This is a genomic window from Nocardia sp. NPDC019323, assembly GCF_044389845.1.
In the GTDB taxonomy this organism is placed as follows: Bacteria; Actinomycetota; Actinomycetes; order Mycobacteriales; family Mycobacteriaceae; genus Nocardia; species Nocardia implantans.
Genome location: NZ_JBIRYN010000005.1, coordinates 457,676 through 478,798 on the forward strand (window position 1 = coordinate 457,676; position 21,123 = coordinate 478,798).

Sequence of the window (21,123 nt, forward strand, 5' to 3'; positions counted from 1 at the left end):
CTCAGGACACGCTGACGACCTCGCGCAGCCGGTCGGCGAAAGCGCCAGGGTCGTCGACGAATCCGGTATGTCCGCCCGGGAACAGCGCCGGTGCCGAACCGAGTGCCGCGGCGAGTGCGCGCGAGGTGCGATCGCAGAATTGTCCGGCGGATTCGGCGCCGATCCCGACGACGAGACGGGTGGGCGCGTGGCGCAGAGCGCGGAGGTCGGGCTCCCACGTGGTGGTGCCGCGGATCTCGTGGGCGAACCAGTAACGTTCACCAGCCAGTTGCCGCGGGTCGCGATCCGGACCGAACATCTGCTCGAGCACCGGCTCGGGCATCGCGATGTTCGCGGCGGCGAAGAATTTCCGCCAGGCGCCGGGTATGTCACCCCTGGCGTAGGTCGCGACGATGTCTTCGGTCGCGGCACGGTGGGCGTCCCGGTCGGCGATCAGTGCGTTGATCGGCGGTTCGTGCGCGATGACCGTGGTGACCAGCTCGGGACGAGACTGGGCCAAGGCGAGCGCGGTCACCGCGCCGCCGCTGGAACCGAGGACCACGGCGGGTCCGGCGTCGACGTGCGCGATCAGCCGGGCGAGGTCGTCGGCGCGCAGTTCCGACGTCGAGTCCTGTTCGGCGTCGTCGAGCGTGGAGTTCTGATGCCCGCGCGGGTCGGTGGTCAGCACGGTGTGGTCGGCGGCGAGCAGATCGGCCAGTGGCGCGAACGCGGCGGCGTCCATCGGCGCGCCCACCAGCACGACCAGCGGTCCCGCGCCACGCAATTCGTAGTACAGGTGGGCGCCGGGAACGTCGAGGGTCCGCGCGCTGACCGCGGACGGCAGTGGGGTCATGAGTTCTCCTCGTGCAGTCGGTTCTCGTATCCGCAATGGAGACGATGCGCACGACCGGGATTCATCGCGAGCAGCCGCGATTGCGAAACCTAGGGCAATTAGGATACTAACTAATAGTCCGAGTTTATGGAGGTGTGCGCATGATGGCCCGAGCGGGACTGACCGCGGAGCGGATCACGCGAGTCGCCGCCGATCTCGCCGACGAGATCGGATTGGAGCACGTCACCATGTCGGCGGTGGCCAAGAAGTTCGGCGTCCAGGACGCGAGCCTGTACTCGCACGTGAAGAATCTGCGCGACCTGCGGGCCCGGATATCCGTTCTGGCGGCCACGGAGAAGACCGAACTGATCGCGGCCGCCGTGGCCGGTCGCGCCGGACGCGACGCGCTCGCCGCCTACGCCCACGCCTGGCGGGACTACGCACTGCGCTACCCCGGCCGCTACGCCGCGACCCAGCTGCCGTTCGATCCGGAAGGGGCGCGCACCGCGACCGGCGCCCTGCGCGCCATCGATCTGACCTATGGCGTACTGCGCGCCTACGGTCTGGCCGAACCCGACCTTACCGACGCGGTCCGGTTGCTGCGCAGCACCTTTCACGGTTACAGCGTTCTGGAGGCGACCGGCGGCTTCGGGCACGCGCGCTCCACCGCCGAGTCCTGGGAACGCATCATCGATGCCCTGCACGTAGCCCTCGAGCAGTGGCCGACCGACAACGAGGAGAAACCATGAGATCCGGCACGCTGCCAGTTCCGGGAGCCACGCTGTACTACGAGGTGAGCGGCGCCGGGCCGGTGCTGCTGTTGCTGCCGGGCAGCGGAGGCGACGCGGCGGTGTTCGACCCCATCCTCGACCCGCTCGCCCAGCACTTCACCGTGGTCACCATCGACCCGCGCGGATACTCGCGCAGCGTGCTCGACCCTGGACCACCGGCCGACATCGAGGTCGAGGTGCAAAGCGAGGACGCCCACTCACTCCTGCGACATCTCACCCCTGCGGGCGAGGATGCCTACGTCTTCGGCGGCAGCGGCGGCGCGGTGGTGGCACTCGACCTGCTCGCCCGGCACCCGGACCGGTTGCGGTTGGTGATCGCGCACGAGCCGCCGTCTTTCGCAGTGCTGCCCGATGCCGCCGAGCACAAAGCGTTCGTCGACGAGGTGTACGAACTGTTCGTCACCGAGGGCCTCGCCGCTGCGGGCGCCCGCTTCCTCGAAGGGATCGGTGGAGGCGTGCGCATGCCCGATCCCGCCGGACTCTCCCCGCGCGCCGCGGCGATGATCGAACGCCTGCACGCCAACGCGCCGCGCAATATGGCGCACGAACTGCGCACGATCACCTCGCATCTGCCCGACGTCGCGGCGCTGGCGGCGGTCGCCGACCGCCTCGTGCTCGGCGCGGGCCGCGAGACCAAGGGCAAGCTCCCCCACCGTCCCGCCGAGGAGCTCGCCCGCCGGATCGGTATCCCGCTCATCGAGTTCCCCGGCGGACACAGCGGATTCACCGACGCGCCTGCCGAATTCGCCCAGCTGCTGCTGGAGTTGCTGCTCGCGGCACGCGTGGAGTGATCCGCGCGCAAGGAGCAGGCAACTCAGGTCGGTTCCCCGACAGCGTTTCCGCGCAGGGGGAGAAGTGCGCACTCGCCGCCCCGTCCCAATAAGACGGCCGATAGCACCTCACGTCCGCGGAATTTCCGACTGCGGCCACGGACGGCTGGAACTCCTTCGCGTGGATTCCACCTGAAGCAACTATGCGATGAGTAGATTCCACTGATCGCAATCGGGCGGATAATCGGGTGTCATGCCGAATTCCCGGAGTTCGGAGTATGACCGCCTTCGGCGTCCTACCGAGGCAGAATCATCGATTTCAGATTTGGTAGGTTGCCGATGCGCTGAGATGCGGGCCGGTCCGGGGCATCGGTTTGCGGCGTGCCGGTTTCCCGTAGCCGGGCGCGCACTTCCGCGGGAGTCTTGCGTCCGGCCGCGGCCGCGCTCATGCCCTGATAGCTCGTGACCGCGCCGACCACGATCGGGGACGCGCTCGAAGTTCCGCTGAACACGTCAGTGTACCAGAGGTCCTCGTCGGGACCGCCTTGCAGGTCACCGTATCCGGTGGTGGTGACCTCCAGGCCCCAGCCTTGCACGTCGATCCGCTCTCCGTAATTGGAGAACGGCAAGCGTGAGCGGGCCGGACCGTTGTCGCGGCCGTGGAAGCCGGGTGGGGGTGCGCCGGCGCCGACGATGATGGCCCCGGAGTCGGCGTCGCCACCGCGGAACGGATTGCGCCATATGCTCGGGAACTCCGCGGGGCGGGCGTCGTAGAGCGCGGCGTCGAGGTCTTCGCCGCCGTTGCCTCCCGCTTCCACGACGACGATGCCTCTGCCGACCGCGTACCGGATCGCCGCGAAGTCATCGGGCCACCATTCGACCGCGATATAGCCGCGCTGATCGGGCCGGTTGGCGTAGTCGAAACGCGGTCCGGGACGGTGCAGTTCCAGCAACATCACATCGCCGGGCCCGAGCGCGTCCGCCGCCGAGCGGATAGCGCTCGCCGATCCGGACCCGAAGATCGACACCGCGCGGATGTGGGCTTCGGGCACGATGCCGGTGATGCCGTAGGCGTTCACGTCGCCGCTGATCACCCCGGCGACCGCCGTGCCGTGGTCGCGCCAACCCTGTTGCGGCGAGGGGCTGCCCCCGATCACCCCGCCTTGGTTGACCTGCAAATCCTCGTGGGTGAACCGCCATGCGCCCTCGACATCCACCACTCGCACGCCGGTCCCGCGGCCTCCGCGGACCGTCCAGGCCCACCGGGCGTCGATCCCCTGCGGAGCGGCATCCAGATATCCCTGCCGCACCGTGAAATCCGGCGTGACCGGCGGCGCCTCGGCGGCGGAGCGGCCTGTGATCGCTCGCGCGCCCTCCGGCGCGATCGGCGGTTCCGCGGGCGGTTTCACATATGCCGCCGCCACGTCCTCGGCGGTACGCAACCGCGCGGCCAACTCGTCGAGTCGGCCGGTGACACCGCGGACGTAGAAGTAGCGCAGGTATTCCGCTCCGGTCTCCCGATATGGGGTGGCGGTGAGCCTGCGCTCCAAACGGTTGGCCGGCCCGAAGATGCGCACGAGTTCGCCCCCGGCCGGAAGCAGTTCCGTCAGACGTGCTTGCGCGCTGCGACTGTCGCTCAGCGCGATCGGCGTGATCGCGGTGCCGGTGCCGTGGGTGACCACGACGAGTTCGGCCGGCGACCGGAGTTCGGATTGCTGGGATGCCATGGCGCCCAGTCAACCGGGATGCCATCCGGCTCGCCACCGGATGCGTCGTCGCGCTCAGCCATCCAGGCGCAGGGTCGCCACCATGCCCGGCAGCGCGACCGCGTCGCGCCGGGAGCCCACGGCGAACAGGGCTTCCAGCGTTCCTATCGCGATCAGGCACGAGCCGGCCACCCAACCGAGCGTGTCGGGTGACTCGAACGGCACCGAACCCACCAGCACACCGAGTGCCAGCGTGACCAGTCCGAACAGCTCCTGCCGTCCGCGCCCGGCCAGGTCGTCGACCCAGACCGCCACGGTGGCGTGACAGATCCCTCGGATCGCCCACGCCAACCCGATCCAGAACGACAGCAGCGGAGCCGAATTCCCGCCCGCGAAGCACAGCACCGCCAGTAGCGCCGACAGCGCCCCGCTGACCAGCACCAGCACTCGCAACGGGGTCACGAAGCGCGCGCCGAACGCCACCACCAGTTGTAGGACGCCGTTGAGCAGCAGGTAGCCGCCGGACAGCAGTTCCGCTGTCGGCAGCGACTTGTGCGGCCACACCGCTAAGGCCACACCCATGATCATCGAGCAGGCACCGGCCACCAGTACCGTCTGCCGGGCTGCGCCGGCCAGTGGTTCCGTACGCCCTTCGACCTCGGTTTCGGGCATAGCTACATGATATGACCAGAGGCGCCGTTAGCGATTGGTTTGCCCGATCACAGTCATCGTCGTGCGCGTGGCGCCGCCGCCGCTCTCGAATTATGCAGCCACGCTGATCAATACACCCTTGCCGATGACGTCGGCGCCCAGCCGCCACGGCGCGCTGACGCGGCCGGCTACCGCCGGCTCCGCGGGCGAGATCGGCGCTTGCAGAAGGCGATGAATGCGTATGATCCGACTGCCCACCGTGATGTCGGTGGAGGACGACCCGTCTCGCACCGGACCGAATCCTACTGCGGCAGACAGCGTGTCCGTGCTATGCACCGTGACCGAGGGGTCCGGTGTGTCGCTTGCGCTCTGGGCTTGGGGCCGCGCGTGTCCGGTGAGCAATGCGACGATCTGGGCCATCGCCACCGGGTCCCGGGTGGCGTCGTATACCCATCGGGTGCCGAGCACACCGTGTTCGGAAGTGCCCACGAGTGCTTCGGCGGCGTCGGGTAGCGGCGAGCCACGGTAGGTCAGCGGCACGTGGTAGGTGTGCGGCTGCGTGCCGGAGTGCTCGGTGACCACCATGAATTCGATCCCGACTTCCCCGTCCGGGTCGTCGAGCCGGAAACCACCGGCCTTCTGCGGATCCGGTACCTTCCCACCGCGATACCAGGCGCGGCCGGGCAGCCAGGAGGCCAGCAGTTGCCTCTCTAGATGTCGTCGCGCCGACCGGGCTCCTGGATAGCGGGTGATTTGCGAGGTTCAGCGAGAAGGGCGTCGAGCTGGGCTTCGGCGCGTTCGGCGCGTGCGAGGGTCTGCAGGCGAGCTTCATCGAGCGCTTCCAGTCGCGAATCCGCTTCCGCGCGCGCTTTCTCGACAGCCGCGGCGGCTTCGGCACGGACGGAGGCCAGTTCCGCTGCCGCGGCGCGACGGGCCTCGGCGAGTTCGGCGCGGGTGGTGTCGAGTTCGGCACGTACTCGGCGCCATTCGGCACGCGCTTCGTCGGCGGCTTCGGCGCGCTCCGCGGCGGCGCGCTCCGCTCGTTCGGCCGCACGTTCGGCGTCCGCCGCGCGTTGCACGGCGAGATCGCGCTCGGAATGCGCGGCCGCGACCAGTGCTTCGGCCTCACGCCGAGCGTGCGCGATATCGGTGTCCGCGCGGCGCTCGGCCCGCTCGACCTGTTCGGCTGCTTGCTGTTCGATGCGTTCGATCTGCTCGGCGGTCTCGCGGCGCACCGCGCGGACTTCGGATTCCGCGGCGCTGCGGGCGGCGAACACGTCGTCGGCCGCCTGCTTGGTGACGCGTTCGACCTCCCGCAGCGCGTCGTCGCGCGCGGAATTCGCCTCGGCGATCTGCGCTTCGGCCTGTTCGGCGGCGCCGGCCGCGTCGTCGGCGGCGGACTCGGCGAGTGCCCGTGCCTCCTGCGCTTCCCGCCGCGCCTGCTCGGCCGCCACCGCCGCGCCCTCCGCCTCGGCGATCCGCCGGGCCGCGTCCACCTGTACCGCCTGCACTTGGGCTTCCGCGACCGCCGGATCGGCCAGTGTGGACAACTCCGCGACCGCCGCGTTCAGTGTGGTGTTCAACTGCTCGGCGAGTCCCCGGAACTGGGTGAGCAGTTCATCGGCCCGCAATCGCGCGGCCGTCACCGGGCCCGGTTGCGTCACAGTGACGGCAGCGGTCGCGGCCTCTGATTCCTGTTGTTGCCGTTGCCGCTCGCGCCACGCACGCCAGCGCGTGTGATCGGGCCGGTCACAGTACTCCGAGGGACGACCGGGACCCGCCCCGCTCGTGATCGGACGGGAACAGCCCGGATAGTTGCACACCTTCGACACGGCCAGATCGTAGCGTTCGATCCGTTCCGGAGGCGTGACCGCTGAGCGAGGGGTCAGCGCGCCGGGCGGGCAATGCTTCCGCCCCACCGCCCATCACGACGAACTACCAGGCACTGCGCCGAATGTCCTGGACCCGGAGAGGCGATCTCGACCGCGTCAAGGTTTCGGGACGGGGCAACCCTCTTTTCTTCCGCGGGTCCGGGTGCCCCGAGCGGCGAACCGTTGACCCTCGGTTCTCGGAGACCGGCCGTAGCCGACAGGGTTGCACTCCCCTTCGAAACGAGAGAACCGTAGCGTTTGTTTCGTTGGCCTGCGATGTATCCAGACGAAATAACCTCCATTCCGCCCCACGGCCGCTAGATACAACCTCCTACTCCTGACCGCCGATAAGTGAACCTTATCGGTGGTCAGATGCGCGGGCTCCAACACCCTTTGGTGTGTGCGTTTAGTTTCGTTTCGTCATTGGTGACGAAACGAAACTGCTACGGAACTAGTGGAAAACTGGGCACCCCCTCGCTGACTACTGGGCCCTAGACCCATGAGCGTCTCGAGGACGAGGCACGGTTCGACGGCAGCCGGAGGAAGTCGCCGAACGGAGGTGGCCGAAGAGCAGACGCGAAGAGTTCGTCACTGACTGCGAGTTGGCCCACCTCCCCGACTGCCTTGCGCACCGTCACTGTGACGCTCCATGACTGGTGGCCGACGGGCATCCGTGCGGGGCCGGTCCGCCACCCGACAGCCCCCGCGAGGATGCCGTCTCGGTGAAGTAGGCTGACTGCCTGCGCCGAAGGCCGTGGCGCTGAACAGTTCCGTCACCGAAACGCGGGAGCCCGAGTCATGGACGATCGATCCGGCGTGGTCGCGGTTCCGGAGTCGGTGCGCACCGAGCTGCGCCGCGGGGTGGGCAGCGTGCTGGTCGACGCGGCGGCACTGCGGCTGGTGCGTGACCGTTTCGACGACGGTCAAGCCGGTTCGCTGCGCCGGTATCTCGAAGCGTCGCAATCGGCGAACACGCTGCGCGCCTATCGGTCCGATTGGGTGGCGTGGTCGGCATGGTGCGCCGCCGAAGGCCGTCAGGCATTGCCCGCCGACGCGCTGGACGTCGCCGTCTATCTCGCCGCGGCCGCCGACGCGCGCCGCGAAGGCGGCGCATGGGCGTTCAGTCCCGCGACGTTGGAACGCAAGTCGGCCGCCATCGCCGCGGTGCACGCGGCCAACGGTCTGCCGTCCCCCACTCGATCCGATGTGGTGCGCCTGACCCTGCGCGGCATCCGCCGCACCCGGCGGGCACAACCCCGCCGCAAACGCCCGGTCCTGCTGCACACCCTCGATCAACTACTGGGCGAGTTGCCCGCACCGGGCTGGCCCACCGAACCAGCCCGCCGCCGGGATGCGCTGGCACTGCTCATCGGTTTCGCGGGCGCCCTGCGTCGCAGTGAACTGGCCGGTTTGCGCATCGGGGACGTCGAGGTGGGCGTCGACCACACGACCGGCGAACCGATCCTGCTGATCCGGTTGCCCATGACGAAGACCGACCCCACCGGCGCGGCCGAACAGCGCGTGGCTCTGCCCCGCGGCCGCCGCCCCGCGACCTGCCCGGTCTGCGCCTTCGCCGACTGGCTACGCCTGCGGGAAACTTATGCCAGCGCAGGAACCTCCGGTGTCCGGGCCTGGCTGGCCGAGCTTCCCGCGAAATCGGCCGACATCCACCGTTGCCACGGCTTCACCGGCACCACGCTCACCGACGCGGACCTGCCGCTTTTCCCGACCGTCAATCGGCACGGCGGAATCGGCGACCGCGCGATGTCCGGCCGGGCGATCGCCGAACTGGTCAAGCGTTATGCCGCCCGCGCCGGGCTCGACCCCGACCTGTTCTCCGGTCATTCGCTACGCGCCGGATTCGCCACCCAGGCCGCGCTCGGCGGCGCCAGCGACCGCGAGATCATGCGTCAGGGCCGCTGGAGCAACCCGCGCACCGTCCACGGCTACATCCGCACCGCCAACCCGTTGGAAGACAACGCGGTCACCAAACTCGGACTGTGAGCCCCAGAACTGGACTTGCGTTGTCTACAAAGCTGAGCACTTCCAAATGAAAGCTGCGACGCAGGCCGAGAGTGATGGCTGTCCTCGTTCTACAAGTAACCACAGCCCGGCGAAGCTCCCCATCACGAATGCCTTTCGAACGACAATTCGAGCAAGGATGCGATACCGCTACTTCACCGATTTCCGGAAATGAATCGCACATTCGGGCGCGCCCGGGGCACGCCTGCCTCGCAGGCACATCTCAATGCATTTCCCGGTAGCCCATCTCGCCGCAAACCGCCCTGACCGGCCGGTAGAACCCTCTGCGGTCGGATCGGGAACACGGCAGCCATGGTGACATGTATCCCGTTGATCGAAACTGCGTTTCATGGCCTGTGCCAATCGCTCTGGTTGTGCCGACAGCGTGACCTGGGACAGGAGAGAACGAGTGCGTTGATTCGCACCGGAGGTCACCCGTCGGAGTTTCCCGTTTGCGCGAACCGGCATTTTATGTCCGTCACGGCAGGCCGATACCGTCCGATTCATGGAGTGGAATTTTCGGTCGGCCGAAGAGCTCGCGGCCGCATTGCGTGCCGGTGAGGTGACCTCGGTGGAACTGACCGGCGAAGCGATCACCCGTATCGAGCGGGAAGACAAGTCGATCAACGCGATCTGCGTGCGGACCTTCGACCGTGCGCGGGCCGCCGCGCACCGTGCCGACCAGGCGCGCGCCCGCGGCGAGGACCGACCACTGCTCGGCATACCGGTGACGGTCAAAGAGTGCTACAACATCACCGGGCTGCCCACGACCTGGGGCATGCCGGAGCACCGGAACTATCTGCCGGCCGAGGACGCGCTACAGGTGTCGCGGCTCGAGGCCGCGGGCGCCGTTGTGCTCGGTAAGACCAATGTGCCGCTCGGTCTGCAGGATATACAGAGCTTCAACGAGATCTACGGCACCACCAACAACCCATGGGATCACGGTCGCACGTCGGGTGGTTCCTCCGGCGGGTCGGCGGCGGCGCTGGTGTCTGGATTCGGCGCGCTGTCCATCGGCTCCGACCTGGCCGGTTCGCTGCGCACCCCCGCGCATTTCTGCGGGGTCTACGCGCACAAGCCGACACTCGGGCTGGCGGCGCCGCGCGGGATGGTCCCGCCGTCCGCGCCGGCCTTGCCGGTCGATCTCGACATGGCCGTCGTCGGTCCGATGGCGCGCACCGCCCGCGACCTCACGCTGCTGCTCGACGTCATGGCCGGACCGGACCCCCTGACACGCGGCGTGGCGTTCGATCTGGCTCTGCCGCCGGCTCGTCACGAACGGCTCTGCGACTTCCGGGTTCTGGTCCTCGAGGAGCATCCGCTCATCCCGACCGGATCCGCGGTGCGGGCGGGGGTGAACCGGGTGGCCGACGCGCTCACCGACGGCGGCGCCCGCGTCGAACGACACAGTCCACTGCTACCCGATATGACCGAAGCCGCGGCGCTCTACATGCAGCTGCTGTTTTCGGGCTCCGTGGCATACTTCCCCGTCGACGAGTACGAGCAACTGCGCAGCCGCGCAGCCGAACTGAGCGCGAACGATCAGAGTTTGGACGCGGCCCGGCTGCGCGCGATGGTGTTCGATCACCGCGACTGGCTGGCGGTGAACAATCGTCGCGAGCTACACCGCCACGGCTGGCGGCAACTGTTCGCCGAGTTCGATGCCGTGATGTGTCCGATCACGCCGACTCCCGCGTTCCCGCACGACCACCACCCTGATCCACTGGCACGCCGGATCGACATCGACGGTGTCGCTTACCCGTACTTCGACCAGCTCGTCTGGGCCGGTGTGGCCACCATGCCCGGCTTGCCCGCCACCGCCATACCGGCGGGCCGCTGCCCCGATGGCCTGCCGGTGGGCGTGCAGCTCATCGGTCCGATGTTCGAGGACCGAACCCCGCTGCGGCTGGCCGAACTGCTCGAACAGAAGATCGGCGGCTTCCGGGCACCGTAGTGCGCGCACCGCGGCAGACCAGTGCGTCGGCGGCGGTGCTCCGGCCAACGCGCCTCATCGCAGCGGAGGCATCCACGGAACTGCGTTGTGGGCGAAACTCTGCTTGACCGGGACCAGGTCGGCATGATCGTCCAACGCCGTGATCGTGACCCCCACCGAGCCGGCTTCGTCACCCTTGGACGCGACCGAGGAACCGCACTTCGGACAGAACCCGCGGCAGATTTGCGGGAACGTTTCGTACCAGGTCGGCTCCCCGCCCGGACCGGTCCAGGTGAATCCTTGCGCGGGGAAGGACACCCACGACATCACCGGAGCGCCTGAAAGCCGTTGGCAGTGCTCGCACGAGCACAGGTGAGGGAAATCCGGGTCGCCGGTCGCGGAGAACCGGATATTGCCGCACAGGCAGCCGCCATTCACATTCGCTCCTTTGCTGGACACGTTTCATCTTGTGCCGCGCGTTGTCGATCAGCGACACCCGATCCTCGACAACGGCTTTGGCCGGCACGGCCGATCGAGCATGGCCACTCCAGCGCAGCCGACGATGAGTTCGCTAACAGTTTGCGTGATTCGGGCCGGACCCTGCGGTTGCGACTTGATCTAGCAAAGCTAGACAAGCTAGCGCCCCAGTGTTACCGTTGCTCCAGGTTCTAGCGATGCTAGATGTGCGGAAGGAAACGGAAATGCTGATTGTCGCCGGCCAGATCATGGCCGCCGTGGCCGTTGTGTCCAATGCCATCGTCTATGGCACCGATGTCTCGGTGGCGTTGATCACCCGGTCGGTGTATCGCAGGCTGGATGACGCGACAGTCACCATCAGCGCGGGGTGGGGTCACTACTACGGTGACAGGCGGATGCCGGTGGTCGGTGTGGTCGGTGTGGTGACCGCGGTGCTGACGGTGCTGATCGCGTTGGGGGCCGGGCGGATGGGGGCGGCTGTGTCGGCGGGGGTCACGGTGGTGGCGCTGGCGGCTTGGCTTGTTTTCTATGTCCGTGTCGCCAAGCCGATCAATTCCCGGCAGACCGCCGCGGCGCGCAGCGGCATCATCCCGGCGGATGCCCGTGCGCTGCAGGACAAGTGGGACAGCATTCTGAAATACCGGGTTGCTCTGCAGTTCGTTGCCATTGCCGGACTGTGCGCCGCGTTGATCCTGTTCTGATCACGCAGCGCGGGGGTGTGCCGTCCTGCGCGGTGTCGCGGTCCGGCTGAACCGCCGGCACAAGACGAGCGGCAGGCGAGGGCTTGCGCTCGCCGCGCTCGAGGACTTCCGGCTCATCGCCGGGGCTTATCTGATATCGAATTCACGAAGGAGTTGTCGACATGATTTTCACCATCAATGAGCGGAAGTTTCTCGCCGAGGCGGGAATCGGTCGGTTGGCCACGGTGTCGCCCGATGGGGTGGTGCAGAACAACCCGACCGGCTATCGGGTCAACGCCGACGGCAGTATCGACATCGGCGGTATGGGCATGCGCAACAGCCGTAAGTACCGCAATGTCCGGGCCGGTAGCCGGGTGTCGTTCGTGGTCGACGAGCAGGTCTCACTGGAGCCGTATGTGATTCGCGGTATCGAGGTGCGCGGCACGGCCGAGGCGCTCGAGGATCAGGAGCCGCCGTTCCCTTCTCAAGAACGCGCGGTCATCCGGATCCACCCCGAACGGGTCATCTCCTGGGGTATCGACGGCGGATCCTTCGACTTCACCAGCCGCCACGCCGAGTAGCTCAGCATCGTGGGCGACCCCTCGAACGCACGTGATCGCCATTTCACTACGTTCGACGGGGTCACCGCCCGTTGGTCGACCTGTCGACCACCAGGGACGGCAGCCAGATCCGAGTCAGCTGAAGAATTGCCAGTGCTGATTTATGAGCGACCGATCTTCACGCCGGTATGGAATAGAGCCTGATCAAGCTCGTGCTTAATGGGGGAGCGCCGAGAAGCTGAAGATATGCTGATAGTGTGCTGTCAGCGCCGGCGCCGATGCTGGCCGTCTCCGGACGGCCGCCGAGGGAGCGTGGCCGGTGGGCGTTGGAGATGAAATGGGACGGCATCCGCGCCATCGCGCTTTGCCGGCCGGGGGAATGCCGGTTCTACAGTCGCAACAATCGGGATCTCAGCGGCTCGTTTCCCGAACTCACGGCGGTCCTGGCGGAACTGGCCGAGGCCGGTGAGCTGATTCTGGACGGGGAGATCGTGGCACCGGACCCGAAGACGGGGGCGCCGTCGTTCGGTCGCCTGCAGCGGCGGATGCATGTGGTCGCGCCCAGCGCGGAATTGCTGCGCGGATTCCCGGCGCAGTATCTCGCGTTCGATCTGCTGGCGGTCGGCGGCGCATCCATCATGACTCTGCCCTACACCGAGCGCAGGGAGCGTTTGGCCGAACTGGCGCTGGACCGGCCGCTCGTGCGGACGCCGCCGTTCTACCGCGACATCGACGCCGACACGCTGCTGCGCATCGCCGGCGAACACGGCCTGGAGGGCATCGTCGCCAAGCGGCTCGATTCGGCCTACTACCCCGGGCGTCGCTCTCCGTTGTGGATCAAGACGCCGCTGCGCAAGACGACCGAGGTCGTCGTCGCGGGCTGGCTGCCCGGTACGGGCCGTTTCTCGGCGACCTTCGGCTCGCTGGCGCTCGGCGCCTACGACGACGAAGACCAGCTGGTGCACGTGGGCAATGTCGGCACCGGCTGGACCATGCACGACCGCCGTTCGCTGCAAGTTCGCCTCAACGAGCTGTCCCGTCCTGACACGCCCTTCGACGTTCCGCCGCCGCGGGCGCTCGCCGCCTCCGCCCACTGGGTCGAGCCGGTCCTCGTCGGCGATATCGAGTATCGCGAGGTCACCTCCGAGGGTCTACGCCACCCCAGCTGGCGCGGCCTGCGCCCCGACAAGTCTCCGCATGACGCGAAGGTTCCTTCATAGGATCAGACGCACCGCGGATACGGCGGTGCCTCAGGCCCGCCCAACGCGAGGTGGACACCACTCGAAGTGACCCCGCCGCAACAACTCACGTTCGCAACCCGGGACCCGTGGCCTGGACGCGGTCGCCCTCGACATCCAGCCGGTAGACCGCGGGCATCGGCATCGCGTGGCTGAATGCCCAGTCGACCTCGCTGCGGCCGAACGCGACCAGAGCCCGGGAGACGAACGTCCCGTGGCTGCCGATGACGACGGTCCGGCCGCGGTGCCGGTGCGCCAGCGTCGTCAGGATCGCCGCGGCTCGGTCGGACACCTGCCGCAGACTCTCACCGCCGGGCCTGGCGAGCGAGGGGGCGGCCCAGCTCTCGCGGTAGTAGCGCGCATAGTCGGGTCTCGGGCCGATCCCGGACTGCCACTCGCGCAGGTCGGGGTGGGTTTCGATGCGCAGGCCGGTGCGGCGTGCGAGCGGTAGGACCGTTTGCACGGCGCGCAGGAACGGGCTGGAGAAGATCGCCGCGGGCTGCAGGGCGGCCAGTTCGGTGACCAGCCGCTCGGCTTGCTGTCCGCCCGCTGCGGTCAGGGACCGCTCGTAGTCACCCGGCCCACCGGCGCGAGGGATGAGGGGCTCGGCATGACGGACCAGAACGAGGGTGGATCGCACGGTCATCGGCGCCACTCAGCGGCCTGCCTTGCCGGAACACCCGAATTCGCGCCCGGCCCAGCACAAGAGCCCCGTACTCGGTGTGTACGGCAACGGTGGGGTGTCACCCGGCCGGACCGGTACCTCGACCTGGCCCATGACCTGCCCCGTGTCGCAATCGCCGGAGACGAAGTGGACGGATGCGCCGCTGACGGGATCTCCGGCGTCGAAAACGGCTCGGTGCACATGGTGGAGTGTTCGACGAGTGCGGCGCGGATGGCTTCATCCGGGTCGTGGTGGGTGCGCCCGGCCAGGTGCCGGGCGGGAATCGCGTTGTCGCGGGCGTAGCGCAGCGCCCCGGAGTCGCTGTTGTTGCTGATGACGAGCACGATGCGGAAGCGTGCGTCCGCGAGGAGGGAAGCGCGGTGCAGCGCGCGCGGATCGGATCCGGCGTGGGAGGCGATCACCGCGACGCGAAGTTCCGGCACGGTGTCGCATTGTCGCACAACGAACTTCGCGACAACGCGCGGGCTGCGCGGTCGGGTTCGGTACTTCCACTGCCGCGGTTGCGAACTCGAGCGGGCGGGCGGCGGGGTATCAGCGGGTGGGTTGCGGGCGGTGGGCGTGGTCTTCGACGGACGCGGGCCACTGATCTATGCGAGTCAGTGGGGTGCGGCGGCGGGGCGTGAGGAGATCACGCACGCCGCGATCGGCGCGGAGGTCCGCACGCGCTCGCGCCGCGTAGTGTCCGGCATGGCGAGCCGTTGGATGCCTGCGCCGGGCTTCTGCGAGCCATCCGCTGGCTTGGCGGAGGGCTTCGGTGCGGGTGAGGGGCGGGTCGGTGGGCAGCAGCAGCGTGGCGTGGCCTGGGTCGGCGACAACCGCGGAGCCGAGGTGCTGCAGGCAGCGGCCGATGCCGAGGTCGTCGTCGATGGCTCGGTAGGCGGTGAGGGCGAGTTGCCAGCAGCGCAGGGCTCGGCGGGGTTCGCCGCGAGCCCACCACATCGTGCCCATGGTCTCGTGGGTCTGCGCGCGTCCGTCGGGATCGAGGCCGGTGCGGGTGAGGGATTCGGCGAGTTCGAGACGGTCCTGCGCGGCGTCTGGTCGTCCTTGCCGGATGTGCACGACGGCGAGGTTGATCAGGGCGCACACCTCACCGGCGACGTCGTCACGCGGCAGCAGCCACCACGCGGCCTCCAGCTGGTCGGCCACCTCCTCCAGCGGCGGCGACGCGGCGTCCAGTTTCCGCAGCGCCGCCTGATGCTCCCAGCGGGCGGCCAGACTCGTCGACAACCGCCGTGGCCGGTAGCCGCGTGGCCGTTCGGTCAGCCGTCCTGCTCGCAGCCGCACCAGATCCCGGTTCAGTTCGTCGATTCCCGGAAGGGAGCACAGGTCGTCGGCCACACCGCGCTCGTTCTCCCCCAGCCCGATACGCGCGTACCACACGTCCAGGGCGTTGCCGAGGCGAATCAGGTATGCGACCGCCGCCGGGGGAAAATCCACGCCGGGATTCGCGCACGCGGCCACCAGAGCGCGCAGGTACGGTTCCTCGCTTTCGAACCACCGGCGAGCGCCCACGGCGAAGCGCCGTGACTCCAGCGCGATGGCCCAGCGGCGCGCACGGTCGGCGTAATGGTGCAACAGCGCGGTCAGCGCCGCCGCCCACTGCGGTCCGTCGGTCACCGTCGCTCGATCCGGCAGCCTCGGCACCTGCCGCACGCTCCACCGCTGGGCGCCGTCCTGGGCGACAATCCCGCGGCGCAGCAGGCCTTCCAGCAGCTTCGCCGCGGTGCGCGCCGAGGGTTCCCGTGCCAGCGGCAACCGGCCCGGCGTGTCCCGGATGGCGTTGAGCACCGCCAGCAGCGCGACGGTTTCGTAGTCGTGCACCGGCAGGTCGCGCAGCACGGCGGCGATCAGATGCCCGTTCAGCTCCGCGACCGGCCGCGGTGGCGGCGCGGCTTGCCGCGGTCCGCGGTCGGCGAGCGCGGGGCCCGGCTCGATGAGTCCGGCGATGAGGTCCATTTCGCGGGCAGTGCGCACCTTGGTGCGGTACCCGCGCGCGAACCGGTACAGCGCGTAGGTCGCCGCCGCGGCGATGAACAGCACCGACAACCAGCGCAGCGGCCCGTTGAAGAACTGCACGACGGCGTTCTCGCCGAACGAGTTCACCACCAGGGTGCGCACCAACTCGAACAGCACCGTGTAGGCGACCAGCGACGCGGTGCCCAGGAACCCGATCCAGATCGAGGATCTGGGTGTGGCGGTCTGCCCCACCGGTTCGGTGTGGTCGGTCGATGTGCTCACCCGAGTCCTCTCTCGCGGCCACCGGCCCTGGTCATCGCAGCACTCCGCCGGTGAGGCCCGGCACCACCCAGCGCCGCCAGGTCACCAGCAGCAGCGCCACCGGCAACACGGCCGACAGCAGCGATCCCGCGGCCAGTTGCGCGCTGTTCTCGCCGAACTGCCTGGCTTCGCCCCACAGCAGCAGCGACCACGGGCTCGCTCCCGCTCCGCTGACCACCAGGCCGAGGAAGAAGTCGTTCCACACCTGGACGAATTCGAGCACCGCCACCGCACCCAGCGCGGGCCCGGAGGAGGCCAGCACGCGCTGGGCGATGGTGCCAGGACTGGCCAGACCGTGCAGGGCGTCCGCGGCGGCGCTGCCCGGCGGGGCGAGCATCGCGCCGCGCAGCACGAGGATGGCGATCGGCAGTCCGGCGGCCGCGTGCACCAGGATCAGGGGAATCCTGGTGCCCGACAGCTCATAGGCGTCGATGAGACCGTCGATCGGTCCGAGGTAGGTCTGCGCCGGGATCACCGCGAGCACCACCAGCGCGGCGACGGCCAGCCGGGCGGCGGTGCCGTTGGGCCGCAGCGCGGCCAACCGGTAGGCCACGGGAGCGGCGGCGGTCACCACGACCACGGTGACGATCCCCGCGACCCAGGCGGTGGTCTGCAGCGAACGCCACAGTCCGTCGTCGCCCCACACCAGCGCGAGCGCCGAGAAGCCGAAGCCGTCGTGCCCGCGCAATCCGGTGTAGGCCAGCACGCCGATCGGGTACAGCACCAGCACCGAGACCAGCACGATGCCCGCCGCCCGCACCGGACCGATGCGCCGTCGTCCCGCCACCGAGAACACCCGCACCGCGGACCAACTCGCGCGGTGGCGGCGTACGTCGACTTGCAGCAGCCAGGCGACCGCGCCGACCAGCACCGCCAACGGCAGCGCGTAGGCGGCCGCGACGCCGGGTTCGGCGTCGCCCGCCAGCCGCCACCAGTGCACGGTCGCGCTGTCGACCTGGTACTCGAGGGCGCCCGGCACTCCGATCAACACCACATCGAACACCCGCGCCGCCGCGACGCCGACGGCCAGTCCGGCGATCAACAGCACCGGCCGCAGCAACTCGTACAGCCGGATCGCCAGCGGCCTGCCGTCGTCGCGATACAGGTACCCGGCGCGCGCCGGATCGGCTTCGATCGCATGGATTCCCGCGCGGAACAGCGCCGTGAGGAAACCCAGCCAGGTCCACAGGAACGCCGACCCCAGCATCGCCGCCAGCCACCATCGGTAGAGCGTGACGTCCTCGATGTCCAGCCATCGCGCGCCGTTGCCGAAGATCACCCGGAACGCCACCCCTGACACGAACGCCGACACCCCGAACGGCACGATCAGCGGCAGCCACAGCCAGCGCGCCGCCCGCCCCCACCAGGCGATCGTCAGCGCCACCAGCAGCAGCCCGATCCCGAACGCCACCCACAGCAGCGTGCGCAGGTACGCACCGCGCCCGTCGGCGCTCATGGTGCCTGCCAGCAGCGACAGCCCGCCGATCGTGGCGCCGATCGACGCAGGCCACACCAGGATCCGGATCCACGGCACACCCAGCCGCCTGCGCAGCGCGGCGGGCAGCAATGCACCGGTCGCGGCGACCGCGCAGCCGAGCACCGACAACGGGCTGGCCCTGGCGGCGATCAGCACGGTCCACCCGGCCGGTAGCACCAGCAGCGCCACCGTCAGCAGAGTCGCAGGCAGTCCCGCCAGCCGGCCCAGCCAGCGTCGTGGCCTGCCGCCGGCGACCAGCGGCCCGCGCATGCGGCGGGTGGCCAACTCGATGCGCAGACCGTTGACGTCGAAATCCTGCCGCGTCATCGGCGCCGCCGGTCCGCGTCGTCCAGCGCGGCGATCGCGCGGTCGGTGGCCGCGGTCGTTCCCGCTTGCGCGCCGTCGCCGATCGCGATGAGGAATTCCGTCAGCACCCGCCACAATCCTTCCCGGCCGCCCACCGGCCCGATCCGGTCGGACAGATCGAAGGTGCTGCGCGCGGCCAGCTCCCGCGCCGAGGGCGCCAGCAACGGCGAGTAGTCCGCCTCGGTGCGCAGGTTCGGGGCGAGGAAACCGCCGTAGCGCTCGATCCACGGCAGAGGGGCGCGGGCGCCGGCCAGTTTCTCGACCAGGTCCTCGGCGCGCGGGTTCGCCTGCCTGGTCACCACGATCACGTCGCCGCCGACGATCTTCGGCGGCAGCGACGCGGCGTTCACCGGCGGGAAGGCCACCACCCCGACAGCGTCGTCGATCGCTCGCCCGGACGCGCGGACGGCGCTGCGCACGATCGGTTCGGCGAAGTCGGGCGCGACGACCGCCGCGGCACGGCGATGCTGGAACACCTCCCGGACGGCGTCGGAGAACTGCCTGGTCAACGCGACGCCGACCCCGCCGGGAAACGCGTGACGCTGCCCCCACAGGACGCCCAGATGCCCGAAGGCGGCCCGCACCGCCGGGTTGTCCCACTCCGGCTTGTCCTTGGAGGCCAGATCGTCGTAGATGCGCGGTGATTCGGCGAGCAGCACGTTCTCGAAGAAGTCGGTGAGCACCCAGCCGTCGGCCGCGGCCAGCGCCAGCAGGCGGATCGGCGTCTGCGCGAGCACCTCCATCCGGTCGACCCAGCCACCGAGCGTCCATGCCGCCGGTTCGCCCAAGCCGTGGGCGGCGAACTGCTGCCGGTCGAACCAGACCAGCGATTTGTCCGCCGCCTTGAACGGCACACCGTAGAGCCGACTCTCGTGGCGCAGCAACAGCTGCCAGGGTTGGGCGTAGCGGCTGCCGGATTCGTCGGCCCACACCGTCTCGTCGACGGGCCGCAGCTTGCCCGCTTCGGCGAGTTCCCGCACCCGCCCGGCCTGCGGAAGCAACACCACGTCCGGCGCGGACCGGCCACCTGCGGTGAACGCGGTGTCGGTGTTGTCGCCCAGCGGGATCACCTCGACCTCGAACTCGAGGTCGAGCCCGTCCAGAACGGCGTGGAAGGCCGCGAGTTCCTGCCCGCTCCAGGACACACCGACGCGCACCGCGTCCGAACTGCCCAGCAACAGCTCCGGCGCGCACGCGGCGGCCAGCGGGAGAACCATACCCGCTTGCAGCACCGCTCTGCGTGTCCCCATCGACCCCCGATGTCCTTGTGTTCCAGACGGACTCGATTATGCGCCGGAATCGTCACGCCGGGGGCGTCTTGGAAAACTCCGGTGCGCCGGCGCGGCTGCCTCTGCTACCGTCGCCGGCATGGAGCGCGCTGCTGTGACGACGACGCCGGAATTCGTCCCGGCGCGCTGATCCACGTTCATGCCAGCCCCGGGGCGAGTGCCCCGGGCCTTCTTCTCGTGGTCACTCGCCCCCTCTCGACGAGGAGACCACCATGCCCGACCATCGCATCCTCGGCCGTGCGCTGAATCTGTTCGACACCGACCCGCTCATCGGCGCGGGACTGCCGTTCTGGCTACCCGACGGCGCGGCCGTGCGCCAAGCCCTGGAGGACTACCTGCGCACCGCCGAACGCCGCGCGGGCTACCAGCACGTGTATTCGCCGGTACTCGGCAAGCGTGAGCTCTACGAATTGTCCGGACACTGGCGGCATTACCGGGAGGAAATGTTTCCGCCGATGGATCTCGGCGGTGAGCAAGTGCTGCTGCGCCCGAGCCTGTGCCCGCACCACGCGCTGCTGTTCCGTTCGCGGGCGCGCAGCTATCGCGAACTGCCCTTGCGCATCGCGGAATTGGGCGGCATGTACCGCTCGGAACTGTCGGGCGTGCTGGGCGGGCTGACCCGGGTGCGCGCGATCCAACTCAACGACGCGCACATCTTCTGCACCCTCGAGCAAGCCGAAGCCGAAGTCGCCGGGGCGCTGGCGATGATCGCCGACGCCTACGCCGCGATGGGTATCCGCGCCGCCCGCTATCGGTTGTCGCTGCCCGGCACCGGCGGGAAATATGCCGCCGCCGCGCGCTTGTGGGAGCGCTCGATCACCTTGCTCACCACTGTCCTCGACGACTGCGGCCTTGATTACGACGCGGTGGAGGGCGAAGCCGCGTTCTACGGCCCGAAGATCGACGTGCAGGTGCGCGACAGCGCGGGACGCGAATCCACCTTGTCCACCGTGCAGGTCGATTTCCATCAACCCGAGCAGTTCGATCTGCGCTACACCGGCGCCGACGGCGCCGCGCACCGGCCGGTCATGGTGCACCGCAGCGTCATCGGCAGCTTGGAGCGGGCGGTGGCCCACCTGATCGAATGTCACGGCGGGCGGTTCCCGGCCTGGCTGGCGCCCACCCAGGTGGTTGTGCTGCCGGTGACCGACGCTCAGCATCCGGAGGCCGCGCGGTGGGAAAGCCGCTGCCGTGACCGCGGGCTACGGGTGGCGATCTCGCCGGCCGATCGCGGCAGCCTCGCCGCGCGTATCCGCGAACACCGGCTCGTGCCGTATCAGGCGGTCATCGGCGCGCAGGAGGTCGCCGCAGGTGAAGTGGCGTTGCGGCTGCGCGATGGCCGCCGCCCGGGCTCGCTGCCCGCCGCCGAAGCACTCGACCGCATCGCCGCCGCGCTCGCCGCCCCCAGTGCCCGGTTGTGGGACATCTCGTGACGACGGTGTGTAATCCTTGCCACAGCGTGGTACGTACGCGTACCGTACGGGTGGTACATCGAAGTACCACACGAGGAGGTGGGCGC

Annotated in this window: 19 protein-coding genes; 8 read left to right on the plus strand and 11 right to left on the minus strand. The window is 69.1% G+C overall.

Annotation, left to right across the window (positions count from 1 at the left end; translation table 11 throughout):
• Position 1: 1 nt before the first annotated feature.
• Positions 2-832: an alpha/beta hydrolase gene (locus ACH49X_RS21465; protein ID WP_357206150.1), complete on the minus strand. Its 831-nt coding sequence runs from the start codon at positions 830-832 to the stop codon at positions 2-4.
• A 140-nt stretch (positions 833-972) separates the two neighbouring features.
• On the opposite strand from ACH49X_RS21465, the gene ACH49X_RS21470 reads away from it, so the two are divergent.
• On the plus strand, positions 973-1,560 hold the full coding sequence (locus tag ACH49X_RS21470) for a WHG domain-containing protein (protein ID WP_323124273.1): 588 nt from the start codon (positions 973-975) through the stop codon (positions 1,558-1,560).
• Entirely contained in the window at positions 1,557-2,393 is an 837-nt protein-coding gene (locus tag ACH49X_RS21475) for an alpha/beta fold hydrolase (RefSeq protein ID WP_195081166.1), read from the plus strand. The genes ACH49X_RS21470 and ACH49X_RS21475 overlap by 4 nt, the downstream gene beginning before the upstream one ends.
• A 275-nt stretch (positions 2,394-2,668) precedes the next feature.
• On the opposite strand, the gene ACH49X_RS21480 is transcribed toward ACH49X_RS21475, so the two are convergent.
• From ACH49X_RS21480 to ACH49X_RS21495, 4 genes are all read right to left on the minus strand, one after another.
• Positions 2,669-4,099, minus strand: a complete 1,431-nt coding sequence (locus tag ACH49X_RS21480) for a S8 family serine peptidase (RefSeq protein ID WP_357206152.1) — start codon at positions 4,097-4,099, stop codon at positions 2,669-2,671.
• Positions 4,100-4,153: 54 nt separating this feature from the next.
• A complete protein-coding gene (locus ACH49X_RS21485) occupies positions 4,154-4,750 on the minus strand; it encodes an HdeD family acid-resistance protein (RefSeq protein WP_195081164.1) in 597 nt (198 codons plus the stop codon).
• Between the two features lie 90 nt (positions 4,751-4,840).
• Positions 4,841-5,482 (minus strand): 1,4-alpha-glucan branching protein, encoded by a 642-nt coding sequence (locus ACH49X_RS21490; protein WP_357206234.1) that lies wholly within the window; start codon positions 5,480-5,482, stop codon positions 4,841-4,843.
• Positions 5,440-6,375 (minus strand): hypothetical protein, encoded by a 936-nt coding sequence (locus tag ACH49X_RS21495; protein ID WP_357206154.1) that lies wholly within the window; start codon positions 6,373-6,375, stop codon positions 5,440-5,442. The genes ACH49X_RS21490 and ACH49X_RS21495 overlap by 43 nt, the downstream gene beginning before the upstream one ends.
• Positions 6,376-7,398: 1,023 nt before the next feature.
• Here ACH49X_RS21495 and ACH49X_RS21500 point away from each other — a divergent pair.
• Positions 7,399-8,604 carry a site-specific integrase gene (locus ACH49X_RS21500; RefSeq protein WP_195081162.1) on the plus strand — a complete coding sequence of 402 codons (1,206 nt, stop codon included), beginning with the start codon at positions 7,399-7,401 and terminating at the stop codon, positions 8,602-8,604.
• A gap of 523 nt (positions 8,605-9,127) precedes the next feature.
• A complete protein-coding gene (locus ACH49X_RS21505) occupies positions 9,128-10,576 on the plus strand; it encodes an amidase (RefSeq protein ID WP_357206156.1) in 1,449 nt (482 codons plus the stop codon).
• Between the two features lie 54 nt (positions 10,577-10,630).
• Here the strand turns inward: ACH49X_RS21505 and ACH49X_RS21510 are convergent, their stop codons facing one another.
• Entirely contained in the window at positions 10,631-11,014 is a 384-nt protein-coding gene (locus tag ACH49X_RS21510) for a GFA family protein (RefSeq protein WP_195081160.1), read from the minus strand.
• A 242-nt stretch (positions 11,015-11,256) separates the two neighbouring features.
• Between ACH49X_RS21510 and ACH49X_RS21515 the strand changes: the two genes are divergently transcribed.
• From ACH49X_RS21515 to ligD, 3 genes are all read left to right on the plus strand, one after another.
• Positions 11,257-11,733, plus strand: a complete 477-nt coding sequence (locus ACH49X_RS21515; protein ID WP_195081159.1) for a DUF1772 domain-containing protein — start codon at positions 11,257-11,259, stop codon at positions 11,731-11,733.
• Positions 11,734-11,894: 161 nt separating this feature from the next.
• Positions 11,895-12,293, plus strand: coding sequence for a PPOX class F420-dependent oxidoreductase (locus ACH49X_RS21520; RefSeq protein WP_195081158.1), 399 nt, complete (start codon positions 11,895-11,897; stop codon positions 12,291-12,293).
• Between the two features lie 257 nt (positions 12,294-12,550).
• A complete protein-coding gene (gene ligD / locus ACH49X_RS21525) occupies positions 12,551-13,492 on the plus strand; it encodes a non-homologous end-joining DNA ligase (RefSeq protein ID WP_195081417.1) in 942 nt (313 codons plus the stop codon).
• Between the two features lie 85 nt (positions 13,493-13,577).
• Here the strand turns inward: ligD and ACH49X_RS21530 are convergent, their stop codons facing one another.
• The 5 genes from ACH49X_RS21530 to ACH49X_RS21550 form a co-directional block, all read right to left on the minus strand.
• Positions 13,578-14,156, minus strand: a complete 579-nt coding sequence (locus ACH49X_RS21530; RefSeq protein WP_357104926.1) for a histidine phosphatase family protein — start codon at positions 14,154-14,156, stop codon at positions 13,578-13,580.
• A 9-nt stretch (positions 14,157-14,165) separates the two neighbouring features.
• Positions 14,166-14,375: a formyltransferase family protein gene (locus ACH49X_RS21535; RefSeq protein ID WP_357206158.1), complete on the minus strand. Its 210-nt coding sequence runs from the start codon at positions 14,373-14,375 to the stop codon at positions 14,166-14,168.
• A 351-nt stretch (positions 14,376-14,726) separates the two neighbouring features.
• Positions 14,727-16,433, minus strand: a complete 1,707-nt coding sequence (locus tag ACH49X_RS21540; RefSeq protein ID WP_357104922.1) for a tetratricopeptide repeat protein — start codon at positions 16,431-16,433, stop codon at positions 14,727-14,729.
• Positions 16,434-16,464: 31 nt separating this feature from the next.
• Entirely contained in the window at positions 16,465-18,276 is a 1,812-nt protein-coding gene (locus tag ACH49X_RS21545) for a hypothetical protein (RefSeq protein ID WP_357206160.1), read from the minus strand.
• A complete protein-coding gene (locus ACH49X_RS21550; protein WP_357206162.1) occupies positions 18,273-19,565 on the minus strand; it encodes an extracellular solute-binding protein in 1,293 nt (430 codons plus the stop codon). The genes ACH49X_RS21545 and ACH49X_RS21550 overlap by 4 nt, the downstream gene beginning before the upstream one ends.
• A 251-nt stretch (positions 19,566-19,816) precedes the next feature.
• Here ACH49X_RS21550 and thrS point away from each other — a divergent pair, with 251 nt between their 5' ends.
• Positions 19,817-21,037, plus strand: a complete 1,221-nt coding sequence (thrS, locus tag ACH49X_RS21555; RefSeq protein ID WP_195081154.1) for a threonine--tRNA ligase — start codon at positions 19,817-19,819, stop codon at positions 21,035-21,037.
• Positions 21,038-21,123 lie beyond the last annotated feature (86 nt).

Coding starts and splice junctions, on each gene's coding strand:
- ACH49X_RS21465 (WP_357206150.1), bottom strand. CDS start 832: ATGACCCCACTGCCGTCCGCGGTCAGCGCGCGGACCCTCGACGTTCCC.
- ACH49X_RS21470 (WP_323124273.1), top strand. CDS start 973: ATGATGGCCCGAGCGGGACTGACCGCGGAGCGGATCACGCGAGTCGCC.
- ACH49X_RS21475 (WP_195081166.1), top strand. CDS start 1,557: ATGAGATCCGGCACGCTGCCAGTTCCGGGAGCCACGCTGTACTACGAG.
- ACH49X_RS21480 (WP_357206152.1), bottom strand. CDS start 4,099: ATGGCATCCCAGCAATCCGAACTCCGGTCGCCGGCCGAACTCGTCGTG.
- ACH49X_RS21485 (WP_195081164.1), bottom strand. CDS start 4,750: ATGCCCGAAACCGAGGTCGAAGGGCGTACGGAACCACTGGCCGGCGCA.
- ACH49X_RS21500 (WP_195081162.1), top strand. CDS start 7,399: ATGGACGATCGATCCGGCGTGGTCGCGGTTCCGGAGTCGGTGCGCACC.
- ACH49X_RS21505 (WP_357206156.1), top strand. CDS start 9,128: ATGGAGTGGAATTTTCGGTCGGCCGAAGAGCTCGCGGCCGCATTGCGT.
- ACH49X_RS21515 (WP_195081159.1), top strand. CDS start 11,257: ATGCTGATTGTCGCCGGCCAGATCATGGCCGCCGTGGCCGTTGTGTCC.
- ACH49X_RS21520 (WP_195081158.1), top strand. CDS start 11,895: ATGATTTTCACCATCAATGAGCGGAAGTTTCTCGCCGAGGCGGGAATC.
- ligD (WP_195081417.1), top strand. CDS start 12,551: ATGCTGGCCGTCTCCGGACGGCCGCCGAGGGAGCGTGGCCGGTGGGCG.
- ACH49X_RS21530 (WP_357104926.1), bottom strand. CDS start 14,156: ATGACCGTGCGATCCACCCTCGTTCTGGTCCGTCATGCCGAGCCCCTC.
- ACH49X_RS21545 (WP_357206160.1), bottom strand. CDS start 18,276: ATGACGCGGCAGGATTTCGACGTCAACGGTCTGCGCATCGAGTTGGCC.
- ACH49X_RS21550 (WP_357206162.1), bottom strand. CDS start 19,565: ATGGGGACACGCAGAGCGGTGCTGCAAGCGGGTATGGTTCTCCCGCTG.
- thrS (WP_195081154.1), top strand. CDS start 19,817: ATGCCCGACCATCGCATCCTCGGCCGTGCGCTGAATCTGTTCGACACC.